This window comes from Chamaesiphon sp. OTE_8_metabat_110 (assembly GCF_031382685.1).
Classification (GTDB): domain Bacteria; phylum Cyanobacteriota; class Cyanobacteriia; order Cyanobacteriales; family Chamaesiphonaceae; genus Chamaesiphon.
In genome coordinates, this window is sequence record NZ_JANMZA010000026.1 from 1 (window position 1) to 18,898 (window position 18,898).

An 18,898-nucleotide genomic window follows, 5' to 3' on the forward strand; every position below is an offset into this window, starting at 1 on the left:
CTCACCCCCAGCCCCTCTGTCTTGACGCACACAAACGGGAGGGAACCTCCCGTTCGATGCGCCGCTGTCTTGACCCAAACGCACGCTGAGGGAACCTCAGCGCGATTTGGGTCGCTCCCAAGCTTGGGAGCGATTCGCGCACGCCTCTGTTTCCCGACGGTTAAGCGAATCAGCGACGCGCTCATCACGGAGGTTCCCTCCAGGTCGAGCGCGTCAAGACAAGACAGAGGGGAGCCAGAGCCGGAGGCGATGGCGGGGTGAGGGCAAGATGGTAGGTTTTCCAAATCGGATTTGGGATGAGTTAGATCTATGCTCATTGACGCGTTGAATTTCTGATAAGTTTCGCACTACTAGCGCGATTGAGTGAGCGCGATCGAGATCGACGCAAAAAATGCCCCCGACTTCGATTAGAAGTTGGAGGCAGCATGACTTAAGGAATAATAAGTGGTGTGAATCTAGAGATACTAACTTTCCATCGGCAAACCATGAACGAGATTATTGAGGAGAGATTCGATATGCTGCATCGCTTGGTGATTTTCGGGTCGGTCTTCGACAGTATCCGCCAATCCTGCCAATTGCTGCTTGAAGGTATCGATACTATCTTGTAATGGCTGCACGATCTGCTCGTACAAACTAACTTTGGCAACTAGTTCGGTGGCTAGCTGTTTGGTTGCCAGATGCTGCTGTTCGAGGGCTTGCACCTGTTTGGACTCCTGGAGATAAGCCTCGACTTGGAGTTCGATTTTGGACTTAGTTTGGGCGATCGTCTGCCGGAGATTTTCGATCTCTGTTTCCATTTGCGTCACTTCAGTCTGCTGCTGCTGGCGCTGCGCGTCCAACAATTTGAGGACGGATGCCCATTCAACTTGAGAGCGTTCGGAAGCTTCCGGGGGATGACCTTGACGTTGGCGCAATACGCGCGTGTGGATTTGCAAGAAAGTTTGGCGTTCCCGCATGGTTTGGCGCTGACCGTCGAGGGTACGATCGAGCATCTGATAGCCATCGCGTTCGTCGGCGAGATCGGCTTCGAGTTTGAGTTTGTCAAATTCGTTAGCTGCTAGAATGGCTTGTTGCAGTTCGTCGATCGCTTCTTGTTTTTCTTGCAGTTCTTCCTCTTCTAGATGGACGAAATGGACAGATCGATCGACTTCTGTTTGCAGATTTTCGACAATTGTTTGTAATTGACCGATCGGCATTGCTTCCAATTGTTCGAGATCGATCTGGACATCGCCCACATCAGCACTGCCACCTTTGGACATCAAATAAATCTTGTGATAGTTTTCCTGTTCGAGATCGATGCGAGCTGTCAATCGCTGCACGTATTCTTGCTGCATACTCAGTGTATGCTGCTGCACTTCCCATGCCGTTTGGGTTTCTTCGAGGGAAGTTTGTAACTCTTGCAATTGCTGTTTGCTACGATCGATCTCCTGTTGCTGACGATCGAGTTCGGCTTGAGTTGCGGTGACTTGTTGTTGTTGGTAACTAAGTTGGTGCCAATGTTGACCGATTAACTCTTGTTGCGCTTCGATCGCGGTGGCGGTTGCTGCCAATTGTTGGGGATCGATCGCCCGGGCGGTACCGCCCAATTGTTGGACAGCCGCCCGAATTTCATCGACTTGGCTTTCGCTCAAGGATGTCCCCATCGACTGCTGTTGGAGATCGAGATGCTGCTCTTTGGCGCGCAACTGTTCCCATTGAGTCGCGAGTTCGGCGCGGGATTGCTCGTGTTGTTCGAGCGTCGATTCTAGTGCTTGCGCTTCTTGAGTGAGCCTGTCGAGTTCGGCGCGCGTTTGTTCTAAACCTTCTTCGCGAACATAGATTTCCTCTTGGCGCAGTTGTAACTGCTGAGTTTGTAAGTTCAGCGATTGTCGCCAGCTCTCAATTTCATCGGCTTCCTTCTTATATTTTTCAATTTGCCGCGAGAGATTTTGAAGAATGCCCACGAGCTGTTTGCCAGCATCGCGTAACTGCGACTGAATTTGGCGATTGGCATTCATATCGACCAATACTAAGACCCCAGGATTGTAGTTGTTCGCCTCATCCGGCGCGGCAACTAATTCTTCCCCCGGAATCGCACTCCAATTTTGTTCGGTACGTTGACAAGCCAGTAATTTGAGTTCGGTCTTACTGCGACCGCTAATATTAAACCCCGATTTTGGCTTTTGGATTTCTGCTAGATACAACACGTTATTATTCCCTTGTCTTATATAAATAAATTTAGGTTCTTGCTGAGCGTACAGAAATTGAATAAGTTAATCCATCTTATAAATCTGAGCAAACAGCGAGTTTGAGTGATGTCGAGGATTACTCAACAGTTAATGGGGTGGGAACCCGATCTACTTCCCATCCAGCTTTGACTGCGCCAGATCCGTTCGCGGAGCGTCTGTGAGGAAAATGTTGTCAGTGCGCCAATGCTGGATCGACACGTCCAGAGTCAATGGAACTCCCCGCTGCGATCGCGGCGACTGGAGATCGCGGTTCCGAGTCGAGCAGTGTCATCACTAACAACTATATATACATCCACTGCCAACTGTCATCAGCACAAAACTCAACTGATTTTTTCAGCGATCTTGGAAACAATGCAACAAACTGGTGAATGTGTGGGAAAACTGAATGTAGAGGAGATTTGTCTTTGGTGCGATCGCCACAGTGTTATCTCCACCACCGCGATTACATTAGCAACAGTGCTAACGTAGACGCGCTCCCAATCCGCTGCGAGCTTTGTGTCAAATGCCCCGATCGATCCCAGCGCCGCTATGTGCCGCTCTTGGGTGGGGTGTTCGATCGTCGTTAAGACGACGCGCAAGCTGCGGCTCAGACGACCTCCAGCGCCATGTTTCATAAGTATTGATTATGCAATTTAAGTTGTATGTTTGACAATTACTATAAATTACTGATGTTTACTGGCTTCATGTCCATTTAACCCATCGATTAGCAGATATATGAAAACAGTTCTAGTTGTGGATGATAGTACCGCTCAGCGGGAAATGATCAAAGAGCTACTCCAAGCTAGTGGAATGACGGTAAACGTTGCGACAGATGGCGAACAAGCTGTAGCAGTCGCACTGGAAATCGTCCCCGACATCGTGGTGCTCGATGTAGTCATGCCCAAAATGAATGGTTATGAAGTTTGCCGGACGCTCAAATCCCATCCGAAAACTCAAGACGTCCCAGTAATTTTGTGCAGCTCTAAGAGTGAGGATTTCGATCGACATTGGGGAATGCGCCAAGGCGCAGATGCTTATGTCTGCAAGCCTTTTGAGCCAATAGAATTGCTCACTACCATCAAACAGTTATTGCGAAATTAGGATAGGGCTAATGGTTCTCAATTTAGATTTTTTGACCAGTGACGAGACTCCTGACAATAACGATGTCAATGCGGGTAGCCGCGATGGAGAATTGTGTTTGCGCTTTGATGTCCCGTCGGGTAATGAGTTTGCACTACCTGCTTCTGGCGTCCGCGAAGTAATGTCGGTCTATTTCGATCGGATTACGCCAATTCCCAATGCTTCACCTTTTTTACTCGGGACGTATAATTGGCGCGGTCAGGTAATTTGGGTCGCCGACCTCGGCCAATTTTTAGGCGATAGCGTCTTGGTTAATCCCGACCAGAATGAGGTGTCTGTCTTGATTGTGGAAGAACAAGAGCTAGTGATGGGTTTTGCCGTCCGGGCGGTTGCCAACACCGAATGGTTAGATCTCGACCGGATGCTGGCTCCAGACCCCCAGATGCCTGCGGCGATGAATGGTTTTATCAGAGGAGTTTACCCGGCAACTGGCTCGGAAACCTCGCCCCTGCGGTTACTCGATCGAGTCGCTATTCTCCGCTCTTCTCACTGGACTATTTAAACGCAGTTTTATTACTCACAAGGACAGCTCTAATTCGCTGAAGATCGAGCCATTCGTTCGCGTAGCGTCGGCTTTGCCGAATCGAGATTACAGTTATTTTTATCGTTGAAAATATGATGAATCCTGAATTTATCCAAGTCCGGAGCAGGCAACGCGCGATCGCCGCATAAAACTTATAAAAAACACCCTTAATTCCTAAACTTAGTCAGTTATTGACACAGCACCAAAATGATTTCTAACCCCGATCGTATGCAAGACTATACTCAAGATTATCAATTAGCAGAAGCAGCTTACCTCCAAGGTAACTATGAGAAAGCTGCCACAATTATCGACACGCTAGTCGCCAAGTTTCAGGACGATCCTAGCGTCCGACTACTGCGGGGTCACATCTATTGCTATGGACTGTATCAATATGAAATTGGTAAAAAAGAGTATGAATATGTCATCAAAATTTCTACCGATGATGAGTTCCTCCAATTCGCACATAGCGGCTTAGAATATGCTAATTCTTGTTTGAGTCAAATGGGCGACCTTACCAGTCAGTCGCAATTTAATGGCGGTGATTCGGGCGGGCATTATCGCGATACTAGTGCTGATTCTGCTGAGTTACTAACGTGGCGACAACCAGAAGATCTCACTGCTGATGAAGACTTTGACTTAGCAGCGCTCAACTTTAATGTCGATATGTCAGGGCAACTATTCCCCAGTCAGGCAACGGACTTTTTTACCGCCGAAACTCACACCCCCAGTCAGAAGTCATCACAAGTGGCCACCGGGTTCTATAATAACGAACAAGAGACACTCACAGATGCCTTCGCCTTTGGGTACGATCGTCCTAACGAAGATCCCAGCCACCAGCTATTTAAAGACGTGCCACTGGCAACAAGTGTTGAAGCCGCAGACGATACGGGCTTTTTCAATATTTCCCCAGCCGCACATCGAGCGTTTGCCACCTTCGATCCAGACCGACCTGACGATGAAAAAGCTGCTCAGCCTAGCAGTACCGCAGCACCTGTGATGGAGAAGTTATCGCAACCCCTGGCAGCCGAAGATCGTCCGACGATGATTGTCTCAGCCCAGAGTAGTGCGGCACCAGTCGATCGGTCTGACGATCGGGCTGCGGTGGAGTTCGACCCTCAGCCTGTACCTCAAATTGAATTTTCCGTCGAAGATATCTCTGATGCTCTCAATGAAATTAGTGGTGCGCTACCGATGGCTTGGCCGCCAACCGCTCAATCGTCAGACCCGGCTAATTGGATGAGTGAGAACTCCTACCCCGAAAACAACCCCGACGATCTCGCCAACCAGCAGGCAGACGATCGGGAATTTGATGTCGCTCAAGTTTTCCAAGAAGCGTTTCAGCCGCAAGCAGGCATCCAAAATCCGGCTAATTTAGCTGAATCTCCATTTGCCACCAGCGAACAGCAACTCCTGGTAGGATCTGCGGGGCCACAGTCGGGATTTTTCGATCTGCCAGACAATTTTCTCGAACAGCCAGCACCATCTTCAATTAATATGCCAAAATCTTCCGGGATGTTTGATGATAGTTCGACCTTTATTAATGGGGTATCGATTTCGGGAATCAAGCAGCAACCGCAGGGCACGATTAGCAACATCTACCGCGATGATAGTCCGAATCTGACTAACCTCACGGCAAATCGCGGTCTATTTGCACCTTTTGAAAATGCTTCCTTCCAGAAAAAGCAGTGGCTGATTTCCGGTGCAGCAGGCTTGGGTGCCGCGATCGCGATCGCGGGGGTAACATTTGTCAGTAGTCTCAATCTGCCTGAAAGTGCCAAATCAGCACGGGAACCACTTCGCAACGCGGGGATGATGATGACCCTAGTTGGCGGCATCACTAGTTTTGGGATTACCCGCCTGCTGATCGGTCGGTATACCAAGCAAGTCAGTCGGAGTGTTAGAGACTTACAATCTAATTTCGAGCAAGTGGCGCAAGGGAATATGGGAGCGCGGGCGACCGTCTCGTCTCAAGATGAGTTGGGTCTGCTGTCGTCATCGTTTAACTATATGTTGCAATCGGTGGTCACTAGCAACTCCGAAGCCCAGCGCAAAGCGCGGGAGATGGAACTCGCTAAAGACGAACTCCAACGCCAGGTAATTCGCCTGCTAGATGATGTAGAAGGCGCGGCGCGAGGAGATCTGACCGTCAAAGCCGAAGTCACCGCCGACGTCCTCGGTGCGGTTGCTGACTCGTTTAACTTGACGATCGATAGTCTCAGACAGATCGTGCAACAGGTACAAGTCGCCGCAGTCCAGGTCAACCAAAGCTCGACTGAGAGTGAGGCGTTTGCGCGGCGGTTGTCTTCGGATGCGCTCAGTCAAGCCGAAGAACTCGCTGTGACTGTAAACTCTGTCCAAATGATGACTGCCTCGATCAAACGGGTAGCCGAAAGTGCGCGCGAATCAGAAGAAGTCGCCCGCACCGCATCTTCAACCGCCCTTAGAGGTGGGGAAGCGGTAGAACGGACGGTAGCAGGTATCCAAGAGATTCGCGAAACAGTGGCAGAAAGTACGCGTAAAGTCAAGCGTTTGGCGGAATCTTCCCAACAAATTTCGCAAATCGTTTCGGTCATCTCCCAAATTGCGTCTCGTACCAACTTACTCGCACTCAACGCCAGTATCGAGGCAGCCAGAGCGGGCGAATCCGGTAAAGGGTTTGCGATCGTCGCCGATGAAGTCCGTCAACTAGCCGACAGGAGTGCCAAAGCACTCAAAGAAATCGAGCATATCGTCCTCCAGATTCAAAGTGAAACTGGTTCGGTAATGGCGGCGATGGAGCAAGGGACACAGCAAGTTATCGCTGGTACCAAACTGGCAGAACAAGCCAAACGATCGCTCGATGACATCATTCAAGTATCCAATCGGATCGATGCCTTGGTCCGATCGATTACCTCCGATACGATCGAGCAGCGCGAAACTTCTAAAGCAGTTACCGAAGTTATGCAGTCGGTGGAAATTCAAGCCCAGTCAACCTCTCAAGAAGCACAGAAAGTATCTTCCTCGCTCGAAAACTTGGTAGTTGTCGCGCGGAATCTACTTACTTATGTCGAACGATTCAAGGTTGAGTAGCCGATTAGGGGATAGGGAATAGGGGATAGGGAATAGGGAATCGGACGCAAGCGTCCCTCTACATCCCGAACCCGAACCCGAACCTTAACCTTAACCCTCGCCCTAACCCCTAACCCCTAACCTCTAACCCCTATCCCCTATCCCCTATCCCCTAGTTATGGAACACGATCGCATTCTGGGCTACTTTTTAGAAGAAGCCAGCGAACACTTAAACACGATCGAGCAAGGCTTACGCAAACTTCCCGAAACCGTCAGACAGCCCACGATGATTCGCGAATTATTTCGCGCAGCGCATTCGATCAAGGGTAGTGCTGCCATGCTGGGACTTATTGACGTCCAGAAGATCGGCAACCAGTTTGAAGCCAACTTTAGACTGCTCAAAGAGCATCCGCAAATTGCGGTAGACAATCAACTCCAATCGCTATTTCTGGAGAGTTTTGGGTTTTTGCAAGCCGGGATTAATGATGTGCGGATCGCTCGCGATCCTTACTCGCGCGACCCCGAACTAGGAGATCCCATCGGCGATCCGGTATTTGAAGAACTCAAAGCTTATCTTCAGCACTTAGTGGCTACCAGTGAAGCCGTCGCCGCACCAGCGCCAGAACGCAGTTCGGCTCAAGATCCGGCGATCCAGCAGGTATTTGGTGAGTACGTCACTCGCAAACTAGACGAACTAACCAGTTTGTGTCTCCAAGCAGATAGCCCGGAACTCCGCGTGCAGATGCAGCAAATTTGTCAAAAGCTGGGCAATCTCGGTGAAAATTTTGAATTCCTAGAGTGGACGAATTTATTTACTGCTTGTCGGTTGGCGATTGCCAATCCCAGTAATTTCCTCGCCCAACTCGGTCAAAGTATCAGTAACGCTGTCAAACAGGCACAAGTGCTCGTGTTGGCAGATCGGCATCAGTCGATCGGGATTACGCCCGAGTTGGAAGCCCTAATTGCCAGCCAAAATCGGACTACCAGATCGTCACCACCGCCCAGTGACGATCCGAGTACCTGGAAATTGGATGAGTCTAGCGATCCGATGGCGGGGATGGTGATGATTAGTGATGGCACTACCCAAAAACTCCCCGAACTAATCTCGATTAGCGGTGGCAAAGTTGAGGCATCTGGAGCTGAATTTCAATCGCTCGGTCATGACAGCATGAATTTTGCTGACTCACTCGTGGCGCTCGATACTGAGTATGATGCAGATGCGATGGAGTTGAACGAGTTTATGAACTTACTCAGTGACGATCTACCCAGTGAAGGGACTTGGATGCAGGATGATGACTTCCTAGATCGCGATCTGCCATTGTTAGATTTGGGCAATTCAGATCCCAATAAATTCTACTCCCAAATGTTCGAGCCAGACCCAGAAACGGCAGCGACCGATCGAGTAGATGTGGTAGTTACTGGCAATAGTGCTGCGGCAATTGTCAGTCCTGGTTCGATCGAACTGCCCTCAGATGTCGATACTTATGACGAAGAAACGTTCTACAATCCCGATCTCGGCACCTTCGACGGCGATTTCCCCGGTTTTTGGTCGAATACCGAACTAGCCACGTCCCAGCAGCCAGGATATGCCGATCTCGATTTGCTGGCGAATATCGATGGTCAACTTCAACCACTGTCTTCAGTTGGCGATGCGATCGATCTCCCCGCACCCGATTTTGGATTAGACCAACCCATGAGCGGTTTATTTAGCACCGCTGCTACTCCTGATGATTGGGCTGAACTAGAGAATTTACCACCGATGGCACTCGCGCCAATTGTGCCAGAATTACCCGATCCAAGCACACCTAACAGCGATTTCGCTCCCGAGTTTCAGGCGACACCAGCAGCGCAAGTAGATCCCGTGCCTCAAAGTACCCCTGCTCCCGCGTGGGCAGACACGCCAGCTTCCGAGAGCCTGTTTTTGGAAGCATTAAACTATGGCAATCGTCCCGATTCAGACAGTTTCTCGCTCCCTTTAGAGCATTTAACTGCGGATGAATTACCTCAATCGATCGTCGAAAAAGACCCGATCGCCGATGAATTAAATGACTGGATCGATAACTCGATTCTCGCGTCCAGCAGCGGCTCCGCCACCGGGCAAAACGATCTCGCAGGTATCGGTACATTCGATCTCGATATGTTTACTGACGAATCACTGGGCGCTAGCAGCGATTTCCAGCTTACTAATTTCGATCTAGACAGCGTGGATGTACCAGTGGGTGAACGAGGGTCAGATCCCGATTTGGGTGAATTAGATCTCGATATTCTCGATCGCGAGCCACTGGTCGAAACTGCCGATCCACACGTTACTAATTTAGATTTAGCGCGAGCGCTCGCTACTGAATTAGGTAGTAACGAGCCACTAGCACTCGATGTGGATAACTTAGATTTAGATCTACTCGTTGGCGGAGCCTCTCGGAACGAGAATCGCGAACCAGAATTCGCTACTGGCGATCTGCCCACGAGTAACTTAGATCTGTCCGAATCGAGCGATGAACCCCTGACTAATGCGCTGGAATCGATCTCCCGATCGCCACTTAACGATGATTTTACCGATTTTAATCTAGATTTGTTCGCTGATAACAGCGCTTTATCAGATTTGGCTATCGGTGATGAATTAAGTGATTTTAATGTCGATCGAGAACTAGGTTTGAGCGATGATTTTAGTAATTTAGATTTTAATTTAGAGCCACATAAACTTGGCGATTTAAACTTTGAATTTGATGACTTGGCGCTCAACTCGTCCTTCGATCCTAGTCCAGTCGATCTCGATCTAGACTTTTTGAACATTGGCAGCGAGCCAGTTGTAAGCTCAAACGAGCCTACCGCAGAGTCAGGACTACTGGATTTAAATGCTGCTGGCGATCGACCATTAGAGTCAGATGATAACATTGAGTTGACTAATGACGGTGCTTTGAATCTGGATCCTCTAGGTGCCACCGAACTCAATTTAGATGACATCTCATCTCTAAATTTCGAGCCAGACTCGAATGCTGAGTCACGACTGCTAGATCTAGATGCCTTGAGCGGACAATTAGAATTAGAGATCGATAACATCGATTTGACTAGTGATGGCGCTCTAAACCTCGATTCATTAGGTGAAACCGAACTCAATTTAGACGAAACATCTTCTACAAATTTTGATAACTTAGACTTTAATCTTGATGATTTTAGCGCTGAATTAACCGATCGCGAATTAACTTTAGACGGGTTAGATGGGTTGGATTTACCAGGCGCAGATCTCCCAGATTTCGGCAACTTAGATGCCTTAATGGGTGTCACTGCATTGGGTCTGGGTGTTGGTGGTGCGATTGCCATCGGCAGTCAATCGTCAGCCCTTGACGATCTCGATGCCTTAGTCGGAAGTCCAGCACCTAATCTCGACGATCTCGACGCATTAGTCGGTAGTCCAGCGGCTAATTTCGACTCTCTCGATGCCTTGCTGACACCTGTCGTCCCAGTTGTTGTGCCGCCAATGCAGACCGGAGAGCGGGATGCCAAAGAGCGCCGCTCCAAACAGTCGCGTACCTTCGAGCAGACAATGAAGGTGTCGGTAAAATACCTCGACAATCTCAACAACTTAGTTGGGGAACTAGTCGTCAACCGGAATACCTTAGAGCAAGATCAAAATCGGATGCGGCAGTTTGTCGAAAAACTCCTCTCCGAAGTCCAAAAGCTCAATGAAGTCGGTAAGCGGATGCAGGATCTCTACGAGCGATCGTTGATGGAGAATTCCCTTGTCGCCAGTCGTCAGCAAAATAAACCCACCGTCCCCAGTCCGCAAATTAGCGGTGAAGATTTGGGTAACAGCGGCACGTTGATGGAATACGATCCGCTAGAAATGGATCGCTTTACACCGATTCACTTGCTATCGCAAAAGATGATCGAGTTGACAGTGCGCGTGCGCGAGTCTACAGCGGATATCGAATTTGTCGTCGATGGCAGTACCGAAGTTACCCGTACCCTCAGACAGATTACCGGACAACTCCAAGAAGATTTAACCAAATCGCGGATGGTACCATTTGCCCAAACTGCCGACAGGTTGCAGCGTGGGGTCCGCGATAACGGTCTTAAATACGGCAAACAAATCGAACTGAGCGTCGAAGGTCGCGATACACTCATCGATAAAGTGATCCTCGAAAGTCTCACCGATCCGTTGATCCATATGGTCAATAATGCGATCGCTCACGGGATCGAAGCAGGTCAAGCTCGCCAAGCCAACGGTAAATCACTCGAAGGCAAAATTACAATTCGCGCTCTCCACCAAGGGAACCAAACTATTATCTCGGTTGCTGACGACGGTGCGGGTATCGATACCGAACGCGTTAAAGCCAAAGCGATCGAAAAGGGTCTAATTACCGCCCAGCAAGCGGCAGCCATGCCCAAAAAAGAAGCTTACGAACTGCTGTTCCTCCCTGGCTTCTCGACCAAAGAGCAGGCTGATGAATTGTCTGGGCGCGGCGTCGGCATGGACGTTGTGAAAACGAGTATCACCGACATTCGGGGTAAGATTACCACCGAGTCGGAGCTGGGGACGGGGACGACCTTTACGATCCGTTTACCACTGGCACTAAGTATCGCCAAAGCCTTGATTGCCGTCAATAATAAGAGCAATATCGCCTTCCCGATGGACGGAATTGAGGATACTCAGGATGTCAGTCCCGAGCAGATTCAAACCAATGCTGAGGGTAAACAGTGTATCTTCTGGCGCGATGAATTGATGCCATTTACGCCGCTGTCGGACTTACTCGGCTTCAATCGTCCGCTAGCACGCAACAATTTCTACTCGACAAATGAGGATGATAGCGATCTGGTATCGATCTTGATTTTGCGGAGCGATGGCAACTTTACCGCCGTCCAAGTAGACAAAATCACTGGCGACCAGGAAATCGTGATTAAACCCCTCCAAGGGCCAGCCTCTAAGCCATTAGGGATTGCTGGTGCGACAGTCATGGGGGATGGTCGGATCATCCCAATTGCCGATGTCATGGAGCTAATTGCCCTCGCTAACGGTACGCTCGCTCGCCACATCCCCACCCAGTGGACGGCACAAATGAGTATGCCAACGGTCGAGATCCGCGAATCGATGGTACTCATCGTCGATGACTCGATCACAGTCCGAGAATTGCTCTCATTGACCTTCAAACGGGCTGGCTACCGGGTCGAACAAGCTCGCGACGGTCAGGAAGCCTGGGACAAACTCAGAGCGGGTCTACCGTGCGATATCGTCTTCTGCGACATTGAAATGCCGCGCATGGATGGACTGGAATTCCTCTCGCGAATCCAAAAAGACACCGCCCTTAGTAAGGTACCTGTGGCGATGCTCACCTCTCGCGGTAGCGATCGTCACCGTCAGATTGCCGCTCAACTCGGCGCTAGTGGCTACTTCATCAAACCGTATCTGGAAGAAGCACTGCTCGATGCCGCCAAACGGATGATCGGTGGGGAAGTCCTGGAAATTGTCTAAAAAAAACTAGATCCATAACCTCAGCGGTTAGAAACCGCCGCTAGTGATGCAAAGTCCGCGTAGGCGGACTAGTTAATCAGTCCGCGTAGGCGGACTTTGCGCCATTAGCCACGATTTCAATCGTAGGCATTCTATGGGTAGCAACAAAAATTATTTAACTCTTATCTTTTTTGCCTGTTTGACAGGCAATTTTTTTTGTCTAGATGCAACCGACAACTTAGGATTAGGTTGTCCATTGCGGAATCGACGCTTAAAGGTGGATACCAGCCAATCGCTGACATAGTGACTCATCGCTCCCAGTTCTAATCCACAAAATAGCGCCAGATAAACCGGGAAATTATTTGCGATCGAGTGTTGTAAAATTGCTACTAATTCTTGTCCGGTATATGTCTTGGCTCCAGCTAACCGAGCGATACCTAAGTAAAATAAACCAACTAATGCCAACCACAAACTCAAGTAAAAAATTCTCCCGATCGTGCCAATTATCGGGCCATGCGAACAGATCGATCGATGTTTGATAGCTTGTTGATAGGGTCGCCATAACCACCGCAACTTACCCCAACGCTTGTAATGAAAGGAATACAAGTCTAAATCTGGCCCAAAAATCAAGCCACTAAACAAAAATCCACCCGATACCCAAAATGCCAAATCGGCACGGGCAGTCGTCCAGAGAGTACCACCAGCAATTAGCGGTAAACTCCACAGCGTCACTCGATCGTGTGTGCGTCCTGATGGCAAAGTTAATTAGTTAGTTAGTGAATAGTGGATAGCGATCTGTTTGCTTAGCAATCTTACCCGCCTAGTTTGATAATATTATATGAAAAAGAGGTCGATTTCCAATCCAGCAGGTCGATCGTCCATAACTCGATAACAGCTAAATACTAGAGGCAACAATAACCATACGCCTCGACATTCTATTTTTCGCTATCCACTATCCACTATCCACTAATTTCTTAATGACAGAATCAGGACTTACTGACGAACAATATAAACAGAAAATGCAGCGTCGGCAGCAGGTGCAGGCAGAGCGAATCGAGAAATCGATCGACAAAAAAGGTTTGATTATCATCAATACAGGCACGGGTAAGGGTAAAACTACCGCCGCGCTGGGAATGGTGCTACGATCGCTCGGACACGGCTATAAAGTCGCGATCGTCCAATTCATCAAAGGTGCGTGGGAACCCGCCGAGAAAGCCGTTTTAGAGCGGTTTGGCGACCAAATAGTATTTCAGGCGATGGGGGAAGGTTTTACTTGGGATACTCAGGATCGCGATCGCGATATTGCTACCGCGCATCGAGCTTGGGAACAAGCACTAAGTTATATTGTCGATCCAAGTTATCAATTAGTATTACTCGATGAAGTCAATATCGCGCTCAAATTAGGCTATCTCGATCCAGCAGTAGTCATTGCTGGCTTGGCACAAAAACCCGAACTATCGCACGTAATTCTCACTGGTAGAGGCGCACCGCAAAGCTTGATCGATGTGGCAGATTTAGTCACTGAAATGACCATGATTAAGCATCCATTTCGCGAGCAAGGAGTCAAAGCCCAACCCGGTATCGAATTTTAGATTAATAGTCGATCGAACACTTAAATATAGATGTTTTGAGTGAATCGGTGCAAGCATTTATTAGATAGATAATACCTAAAACTTAGATGGTGGGCAGTGCCCACCCTACAAGACTCCCATCTCCCATCTCCCATCTCCCATCTCCTATCTCCCCTAATGCGCTTAACTTCTCTAGATGTTTTTCGCGGGATGACCGTAGCCACCATGATTTTGGTAAATATGGCTAGTCTCCCCGATGACGATAAAAAATATCTCTGGCTCGATCATGCGCCGTGGCATGGCTGGACGATCGCCGATCTGGTATTCCCTTTTTTCTTGTATATTATTGGCGTATCGATGGCTTTTTCACTGGCAAAATATACCAGCGGCGATGCCCCCGCAACTAAGCATGTCTATGTGCAAATCATTCGCCGTAGTCTGATTTTATTTGGCTTGGGACTAATCTTAAATAACCTGATCTGGAATTATAACATCACCGATCCTAAACTATTCGCCAATCTCGATCGGCTCCGCATTATGGGAGTCTTACAGCGGATTGGAATTAGTTTCCTGTGTGCTTCGATCGCAGTTTTATCGCTTTCAAAACGAAACATTTGGATCTTATCGATCGGGATATTAGTTGGGTATTGGTTAATATTAGCTTTCATCCCAGCTTTAGACAATGCCGATGGCATCTTTACCAAGGCGGGGAACTTTGGAGCATATATCGATCGCTTAATTATTACCCCAGCCCACCTCCACAAAGGCTCTGGTAATCAAAGCGATCCTGAAGGGTTGTTTGGACCTCTACCCGCGATTTCTAGTATCTTATTTGGCTATTTAACTGGTGCATGGCTGAAAATTCAGTCAGTTAACTCGCGGACGAGTAGCAATCTATTGATATTTGGCTTGGCAGCAGTAGTAATCGGCTTATTATGGAATGGAATTTTCCCAATTAACAAGAAGCTATGGACGAGTTCCTTCGTGCTATTCACCACTGGAGCAGGATTGATTTCCCTAGCCGCTTGTTATGAATTAGTTGATGTGCGTAAGTATCGAAATTGGTTCAAACCATTTGAAATCATGGGTTTAAACGCAATTTTTATCTATGTAGCCTCGATCGTTCTTATCAAGTTAATCATGGTGAATCAGATTGGTAAAGATAAGCAAGCTGTTTCTGTCTATAATCTTTTGAGAGAGCAGTTGTTTGGCTGGGCGGGTGTGCTTAATAGTGGCTTGCTATTTGCGATCGCGACTGTCTTGCTCTGGTTGGGTGTAGCGTATCTGATGTATCATCGCCGCTGGTTTTTAAAAATTTAGAGTAGCTCGATCGAACCAACTTTAGATTGAAATAACACATACTGTGATACTTTGAGTGAGTTGTTTTATTTCCTAGAAAATGAATAAGTTCATTGGAGCTACAAAACACCTATCTCTCTATCGCTTATTTTGGCTTGTCTGGGGCATTATGGCAATCGGCTCGGTCTGTGTCGCTCCATTCTCAAAGCCGTTATACCAAAACTGGAATATTACCGAATGGCTGATTGACTATAGTAATGGATTTGTGCGTAGAGGACTATTTGGCACTGGAATTGATTGGCTGCGGCAATGGAACATTCCCCCATTACCGCTGATTTTTGGGATAGCGATTACTGCTTATGTTATTACAACCTGGCTGTGGATTGCATCCGTGCGAATCAATCAATCAAAGCTATCACGGAATGAACTTTTATTACTCCTTTTCAATCCCTGTCTGATTTTATTTTTTGTCATGGACGGCTCCCCGCTTAGGAAAGATGTCTTTCCAATTTTGTTTAGCATGATTTCCTTATGGATGATTCGATCCATAAAACCTCACGAAAATAAGTTTTTTCTAAACATAGTCATATTCTCAATTTGGGAAGCTGTTTCGGGCTTGATTTTATCGTTGAGTCATGAAGGAATCAGTCTTTTCTTGTGGTTGCCCACTCATTGGTTACTTTATACTACCATCATATCGAAGATATCTACCGATCGATTTGGCAACACAACCAAAGATAAATTAATTCAAAACACTGTGAGGATCTTGGTATTTTTACCAACGTTAATCGCTTGTGCTGCTGCTATTAAATGGAATGGCGGATCGGAAACAGCCTTGGCAATCTGTAAAAATTGGGAATCGCTAATTGCTACTAATTGTAGCGATAATTATGCCGATACAGCAGCAATTGCTGCTGTATCTTGGAACCTGTCCCAAGCTTGGAATATGTCTGGATTCACCTTAATCGATAATGGAGTTGTGCTCCTATGGTTTATTCCATTCTTATTCTGGACTGGTATTCATCTGAGAATTGCTAGCAAAGTCTCAATGTCTCCGAGTCTGTCAGTAAAAGTAGCTGCTTGGATTGGGATGACTGCATTTCCGCTCTATCTGATTGGCTGGGATTGGGGACGATGGTTTACAATTGGGTCAATGTTAGGTTTATCCGTCATTCTCATTCTAGCTGACTCTCCTTGGTTAAAGGATTTAGAGCATCACTTAGATCTATTGTTAAGCAATTCGTCACTTCTAAAAAAGCCATTTATAGCAATTCAAAGTTTAGCTCAATTTCTGTTGATTAAATCGACGAAATATCTTCAATCTTCTGCTAGAACGATCGCAATCTCTAGTCTCATTGGTTTACCACATTGCTGTGCTACGACTTTAGGCATTTTAGCCAAGGGCATGATGGGCGGATTTGTATTTGCAGTTATCCGTTTATTCGCACTTGATACTTTTTATTAAGAGCGGATCGTCAGAAATGTTTGACTTTAGCAAATCGGCAAGTATGCTTTCAAATTTGATGTTCGATCGCATGGCTACACATTGAAGTATGTAGCTCGATTGTATCTATTAAGTAGAATAGAGCAAATCTAGCTGATAGATAGTCAAGCCGTTTCGATCGAGATCGGTAACAATGGTCGCTAGCTTGGGAATAATAACAAAGACATTATCAACTAGAGATACTAGCCAAGTTATGGACGCGGAAGAACTATTGTGGCGATATCGTGGTGGCGAGCGGGATTTTACCTCAGTGGATCTGAGTGGATTTAGTTTAGTTTCTCAAGACTTAATCGATATTGTCCTCAGCCAAGCCGATTTACGCAAAAGCAACCTGACTTTTGCGTACCTCAATCGCGCGCAGTTTCTCAAAACCAACCTTTCCAACTGCAAACTAGGTGGCGCAACACTGATCCGAGCCGATCTTCAAGGTGCAAATCTCCGCGATGCCGATTTGCATGGAGCTAGTCTCCAGTATGCTGATTTTCGCGGTGCTGATATGACGTGGGTAAATCTCATCGATGCCAATCTGATGGATGCTGACTTGCGAAATGTCAATCTCAGCGGTGCTAATCTCAGCGGCGCATGTATGCGAGCCGCCAATTTTCGCGAAGAAAAACGCAGCTATAATTCCAATCTCCGCAGTGCTAAACTATGCCGCGCCGATCTTCGCAATGCGAACATGGCGGGGGCAAATCTATCAAAAGTCGATCTCAGCTATGCCAATTTGACGGAGGCGAACCTGAAGGGGACGGATTTAACTGGTGCAAATTTGACTGGTGCGAAGTTGACGAATGCGATTCTCACTGAAGCCAATCTGCATGAGGCAAATCTTCCTCATGCCGATCTTTCCCTAGCCAAGCTCGAACGAGCGATTGTGACAGCTTGCGATATGACTGGGGCAAATCTATCCCGCGCGATCATGTCTAAGGTGAAGTTGGCAAATACCAATCTGAGTTATGCCAATCTCACGGATGCACGGATGCACCATGCGGATCTGACGCGGACGATTTTGTGTTATTCAACGATGATAAATGTCGAACTAATCGAGGCGCATCTGGCTAAAACCGATCTCGAAGATGCCAATATGACAAATGCTAATTTGATGCGGGCGGAAATGAGTAGTGCGAGTACTGTCGGCACGATTTTGACTGGGGCGAAGATGCCCGACGGGCGGATTTATGCCAATGTCTAGAATGTCATCTCGACCGTAATAAATTCGATCGAAGCTGGGATCTTGACAATTTAGGGTAGGGGTAATTCATGAATTACCCCTACCCTAAATTTATGGCGTATATACGATCCATTTGAGTTACTGCGTAGTCCTTTACCCCACCCCAACCCTCCCCTTATAAAGGGAAGGGAGTAACAGCCCAGTCACTGCCCACCATCAGGGTTTCAGATGATTCTAGTAGTTAAAATAATTGTGCCGACCTACTTATTAATTAAAACAGATCCATGTCTGTGACGGCTCCCAAACTACTTGAAGATACTAACTTAGCGTATTTACCCAAAATCCCGGTCGTGTAAAGCGGTGTGGGTGCTTGCCAGTTGGCGCGACGCGTGGCTAATTCGGCATCAGATACATTTAACTGTAATAACCGAGCGGGAGCGTCGATCGTGATACTATCGCCTTCATGGACTAGCGCGATCGTACCGCCGACATAAGCTTCGGGCGCGACGTGTCCGACGACCATCCCATAGGTACCACCAGAAAAGCGTCCATCGGTAATCAGCCCGACGCTATCGCCTAAACCAGCACCGATAATCGCCGAAGTCGGCGCGAGCATTTCGCGCATTCCGGGGCCGCCTTTGGGGCCTTCAGAGCGGATGACGATGACATCTCCGGCGACAATTTTTCCGGCGAGGATGGCATCGAGACAGGCTTCTTCAGATTCAAATACGCGGGCGGGACCCGTAATTACTGGTTTTTTGACTCCAGTAATCTTGGCGACTGCTCCCTCGGTGGCGAGATTACCTTTGAGGATGGCTAGATGTCCCTGGGCGTACATGGGATTGTCCCACTGGCGGATGACATCTTGGTCAGCACGAGGGGTACTGGGAATATCGGCAAGGACTTCAGCGACCGTCTGACCGCTGATGGTGAGTGCATCGCCATGTAATAAACCCCGCTCTAGTAAGATTTTCATCACTTGAGGAATG

Annotated in this window: 13 protein-coding genes; 8 read left to right on the forward strand and 5 right to left on the reverse strand. The window is 48.0% G+C overall.

Annotated features, from left to right (window positions below; translation table 11 throughout):
- The 3 genes from RMO52_RS00930 to RMO52_RS00940 form a co-directional block, all read right to left on the reverse strand.
- Window positions 1–317: hypothetical protein (locus tag RMO52_RS00930; RefSeq protein ID WP_310410163.1), on the reverse strand; the 317-nt coding region annotated here is incomplete at its 3' end.
- A gap of 147 nt (window positions 318–464) precedes the next feature.
- The gene (hmpF, locus tag RMO52_RS00935; protein ID WP_309741948.1) at window positions 465–2,186 is read right to left on the reverse strand and encodes a pilus motility taxis protein HmpF; all 1,722 of its coding nucleotides are present in this window, start codon (window positions 2,184–2,186) and stop codon (window positions 465–467) included.
- 362 nt (window positions 2,187–2,548) lie between these two features.
- On the reverse strand, window positions 2,549–2,842 hold the full coding sequence (locus tag RMO52_RS00940; RefSeq protein WP_309741947.1) for a hypothetical protein: 294 nt from the start codon (window positions 2,840–2,842) through the stop codon (window positions 2,549–2,551).
- Between the two features lie 100 nt (window positions 2,843–2,942).
- Between RMO52_RS00940 and RMO52_RS00945 the strand changes: the two genes are divergently transcribed.
- The 4 genes from RMO52_RS00945 to RMO52_RS00960 all read left to right on the forward strand — a co-directional run bounded on the left by RMO52_RS00945 (window position 2,943) and on the right by RMO52_RS00960 (window position 12,385).
- Window positions 2,943–3,308 (forward strand): response regulator, encoded by a 366-nt coding sequence (locus RMO52_RS00945; RefSeq protein ID WP_309741946.1) that lies wholly within the window; start codon window positions 2,943–2,945, stop codon window positions 3,306–3,308.
- A gap of 10 nt (window positions 3,309–3,318) precedes the next feature.
- A complete protein-coding gene (locus tag RMO52_RS00950) occupies window positions 3,319–3,849 on the forward strand; it encodes a chemotaxis protein CheW (RefSeq protein ID WP_309741945.1) in 531 nt (176 codons plus the stop codon).
- A gap of 249 nt (window positions 3,850–4,098) precedes the next feature.
- Window positions 4,099–6,939, forward strand: coding sequence for a methyl-accepting chemotaxis protein (locus RMO52_RS00955; protein WP_310410166.1), 2,841 nt, complete (start codon window positions 4,099–4,101; stop codon window positions 6,937–6,939).
- Window positions 6,940–7,096: 157 nt separating this feature from the next.
- Window positions 7,097–12,385: a response regulator gene (locus RMO52_RS00960; protein WP_310410168.1), complete on the forward strand. Its 5,289-nt coding sequence runs from the start codon at window positions 7,097–7,099 to the stop codon at window positions 12,383–12,385.
- 150 nt (window positions 12,386–12,535) lie between these two features.
- Here the strand turns inward: RMO52_RS00960 and RMO52_RS00965 are convergent, their stop codons facing one another.
- Complete coding sequence (locus RMO52_RS00965; protein ID WP_310410170.1) at window positions 12,536–13,123, reverse strand: metal-binding protein; 588 nt, start codon at window positions 13,121–13,123, stop codon at window positions 12,536–12,538.
- Between the two features lie 218 nt (window positions 13,124–13,341).
- On the opposite strand from RMO52_RS00965, the gene cobO reads away from it, so the two are divergent.
- The 4 genes from cobO (at window position 13,342) to RMO52_RS00985 (ending at window position 17,930) form a co-directional block, all read left to right on the forward strand.
- On the forward strand, window positions 13,342–13,956 hold the full coding sequence (cobO, locus tag RMO52_RS00970; protein WP_309741895.1) for a cob(I)yrinic acid a,c-diamide adenosyltransferase: 615 nt from the start codon (window positions 13,342–13,344) through the stop codon (window positions 13,954–13,956).
- 156 nt (window positions 13,957–14,112) lie between these two features.
- Window positions 14,113–15,255, forward strand: a complete 1,143-nt coding sequence (locus RMO52_RS00975) for a heparan-alpha-glucosaminide N-acetyltransferase domain-containing protein (protein ID WP_310410173.1) — start codon at window positions 14,113–14,115, stop codon at window positions 15,253–15,255.
- Between the two features lie 79 nt (window positions 15,256–15,334).
- On the forward strand, window positions 15,335–16,699 hold the full coding sequence (locus tag RMO52_RS00980) for a hypothetical protein (protein WP_309741893.1): 1,365 nt from the start codon (window positions 15,335–15,337) through the stop codon (window positions 16,697–16,699).
- A gap of 232 nt (window positions 16,700–16,931) precedes the next feature.
- The gene (locus RMO52_RS00985) at window positions 16,932–17,930 is read left to right on the forward strand and encodes a pentapeptide repeat-containing protein (protein WP_309741892.1); all 999 of its coding nucleotides are present in this window, start codon (window positions 16,932–16,934) and stop codon (window positions 17,928–17,930) included.
- 250 nt (window positions 17,931–18,180) lie between these two features.
- Here RMO52_RS00985 and RMO52_RS00990 read toward each other — a convergent pair.
- Window positions 18,181–18,898: dihydroxy-acid dehydratase (locus RMO52_RS00990; RefSeq protein ID WP_310410176.1), on the reverse strand; the 718-nt coding region annotated here is incomplete at its 5' end.

Bases quoted from the DNA above. Each gene is read 5' to 3' on its own strand.
- RMO52_RS00940 (WP_309741947.1), bottom strand. From the start codon at position 2,842: ATGAAACATGGCGCTGGAGGTCGTCTGAGCCGCAGCTTGCGCGTCGTC.
- RMO52_RS00960 (WP_310410168.1), top strand. From the start codon at position 7,097: ATGGAACACGATCGCATTCTGGGCTACTTTTTAGAAGAAGCCAGCGAA.
- RMO52_RS00945 (WP_309741946.1), top strand. From the start codon at position 2,943: ATGAAAACAGTTCTAGTTGTGGATGATAGTACCGCTCAGCGGGAAATG.
- RMO52_RS00980 (WP_309741893.1), top strand. From the start codon at position 15,335: ATGAATAAGTTCATTGGAGCTACAAAACACCTATCTCTCTATCGCTTA.
- RMO52_RS00985 (WP_309741892.1), top strand. From the start codon at position 16,932: ATGGACGCGGAAGAACTATTGTGGCGATATCGTGGTGGCGAGCGGGAT.
- RMO52_RS00955 (WP_310410166.1), top strand. From the start codon at position 4,099: ATGCAAGACTATACTCAAGATTATCAATTAGCAGAAGCAGCTTACCTC.
- RMO52_RS00975 (WP_310410173.1), top strand. From the start codon at position 14,113: ATGCGCTTAACTTCTCTAGATGTTTTTCGCGGGATGACCGTAGCCACC.
- cobO (WP_309741895.1), top strand. From the start codon at position 13,342: ATGACAGAATCAGGACTTACTGACGAACAATATAAACAGAAAATGCAG.
- RMO52_RS00950 (WP_309741945.1), top strand. From the start codon at position 3,319: ATGGTTCTCAATTTAGATTTTTTGACCAGTGACGAGACTCCTGACAAT.